Raw genomic sequence first — 2,610 nt, 5'->3', positions numbered from 1 at the left:
CCACGCTTGTTCAGCTTCAGTGCCCAGTGCGCCCAGGTGACTGTCACGCCCGAGGTCAGCAGGAGCAGGGTATTGATCGCGGGGAGACCCCAGGGTCCCATCGGCATGAATTTCTCCTGGATGCCAGGACCTGCCGTGGGCCAGTCGGCGGTGAAGTCCGGCCACAGTATTTTGTTATCCAGGTCGGCAAGATCCGGTATGGAATGCATGCGCATGTAGTACAGGGCGCCAAAAAAAGCCCCGAAAAACATGACTTCCGAGAAAATAAACCAGCTCATCCCCCAGCGGAAGGATTTATCGACCTGCTTGTTGAATTTGCCGCTCTCGCTTTCACCGGCCACGGTGCCGAACCATCCAAACATCATGTAGACGAGTATGGCAAAGCCTGTCGCCAGCAATCCGTAACCCAGGGGAATCCGGTTGACCGACAAGGCCGCACCGAATCCCATGAATAACAGCGCTAGTGACCCTGTAATGGGCCAGGGGGATGGGGCCGGAACGTAGTAATGACTCGCTTCTTGACTCACTTTTTTCTCTCTTTATGGTTGATCGATAGGATGCCGGCTGGTTTTGACAGCAGCTATTGCCAAAAATATTGCATAAGGGGCACCACCAGAGAGAAAGCCAGGGCATAAAGAGCCGTTCTGATTGCTGCAAGCTTCCTCTCGATCTCCTCATCTTCCGACAGATTCACGGGTTGCGACATATCCATATTTTTCGACATGACGATCTCCTGTTTATCGATTAGCGGATTACTTCACGGATTACTTCACGATTGGCGGCGTTTCAAAGGTGTGATAGGGCGCCGGCGAGGGCAAGGTCCACTCCAGTGTTTTTGCACCCTCCCATGGTTTTTGGGGCGCCTTTGCTCCCCCGCGGATGCATTTCAGTACCACATAGAGGAACAACAACTGGGTCATACCGAATCCAAATGCTCCAATACTGGAAATCATGTTGAAATCCGCAAATTGCAGCGCATAGTCGGGAATACGGCGCGGCATGCCGGCAAGCCCCAGGAAGTGCTGGACAAAGAAAGTGAGGTTGAAGAAGAACATGGACAGCCAGAAGTGCCATTTGCCCAGTGTCTCGTCATACATGTGACCCGTCCACTTCGGCAGCCAATAGTACGCACCGGCGAAGATGGCGAAGAGTGATCCGGATACCAGCACGTAGTGGAAGTGCGCGATCACATAGTAGGTATCCTGCACCTGGACATCGATCGGGACAATGGCGCAGACCACGCCGCTGAAACCGCCGATGACGAACAGGAAAATGAAGCCGATGGAAAACAGCATGGGCGTCTCGAAAGTCATGGATCCACGCCACATCGTGGCGGTCCAGTTGAACACCTTCACACCGGTCGGAACCGCGATCAGCATAGTGCCGTACATGAAAAACAACTGCCCTACCACCGGCATGCCCGCAGTGAACATATGGTGCGCCCAGACGATGCAGGAAAGAATGGCGATGGAAGCGGTTGCATACACCATCGAGGAATATCCGAACAGCGGCTTGCGGGAAAAAGTGGGAATCACCTCGGAGACAATGCCGAATGACGGCAGGATCATGATGTAGACTTCCGGGTGCCCGAAGAACCAGAAGATATGCTGGAACATCACGGGGTCACCCCCACCCGCCGCATTGAAGAAATTGGTGCCGAAATTGCGGTCAGTCAGCAGCATGGTCACCACACCCGCCAGCACCGGCATGACCAGCACCAGCAGATAAGCGGTAATCAGCCAGGTCCACACGAACATGGGCATCTTCATCAGCGTCATGCCAGGCGCGCGCATGTTGAGAATGGTGGTGATGATGTTGATCGAACCCAGGATGGAGGAAGCACCGAGTATATGGATGGCAAAAATCATCATGTCCATCCCGATGCCCATCTGCACCGACAGTGGAGGATAAAAAGTCCAGCCCCCGGCAGCAGCGCCGCCGGGCGCGAAGAAAGAAGTGATGAGCAACAATGCCGCGGGAGGAAGCAGCCAGAAGCTCCAGTTATTCATTCGCGCAAAGGCCATGTCGGGAGCGCCGATCATCATCGGTATCTGCCAGTTGGCAAAACCGACGAAGGCCGGCATGATGGCGCCGAAAACCATCACCAATCCGTGCATGGTGGTGAGTTGGTTGAAAAATTCGGGATTGACGATCTGTATTCCTGGCTGGAATAGCTCCGCCCGGATAGTCAGCGCCATCACACCTCCTGTCAGGAACATGATGAAGCTGAACCAGAGGTACAGTGTGCCGATATCCTTGTGATTCGTGGTGGTCAGCCACCGCATCAGGCCGGTGGGGGGATGGTCGTGCGCGTGATCGGCGCCATGCACGACATCGTGATCAGGTATTGCTGCCATGAGTTTCTCCTGGGTGCTGTTTCTTGAATATTTTTGATATCTCTGCCGACTGTTATCCCAACTCATCAAAGGAGGATAGCGATCGCCCTGTCATCCTGCTGCAGTGTCATGTTGGGCAACATCGAATACGCAGGTTCATGATTTCTCCTTGACTATCTTCTGTGTTGATTGATTTCGGATGGCTGGACAGCATCGCCTGTCGAGTTGCCGAAGGAATTGCGCTGGTAGGTGATCACCGAGGCAATATCCACGT

General features: G+C 54.1%; 3 protein-coding genes. All 3 read right to left on the bottom strand.

Annotation, left to right across the window (positions count from 1 at the left end; genetic code table 11):
- Positions 1 to 527, bottom strand: a 527-nt coding sequence (locus C8R21_RS15395) for a cytochrome c oxidase subunit 3 (RefSeq protein ID WP_181258981.1), incomplete at its 3' end; no start/stop codon positions are given.
- Between the two features lie 53 nt (positions 528 to 580).
- Positions 581 to 724 carry a hypothetical protein gene (locus C8R21_RS16015; protein ID WP_166637073.1) on the bottom strand — a complete coding sequence of 48 codons (144 nt, stop codon included), beginning with the start codon at positions 722 to 724 and terminating at the stop codon, positions 581 to 583.
- 40 nt (positions 725 to 764) lie between these two features.
- Positions 765 to 2,357 carry a cytochrome c oxidase subunit I gene (gene ctaD / locus C8R21_RS15390; protein WP_107763477.1) on the bottom strand — a complete coding sequence of 531 codons (1,593 nt, stop codon included), beginning with the start codon at positions 2,355 to 2,357 and terminating at the stop codon, positions 765 to 767.
- Positions 2,358 to 2,610: the final 253 nt, after the last annotated feature.

It is taken from the genome of Nitrosospira multiformis (assembly GCF_003050865.1).
GTDB classification, from domain to species: domain Bacteria; phylum Pseudomonadota; class Gammaproteobacteria; order Burkholderiales; family Nitrosomonadaceae; genus Nitrosospira; species Nitrosospira multiformis_E.
This window is presented reverse-complemented; position numbering and strand designations above follow the sequence as displayed.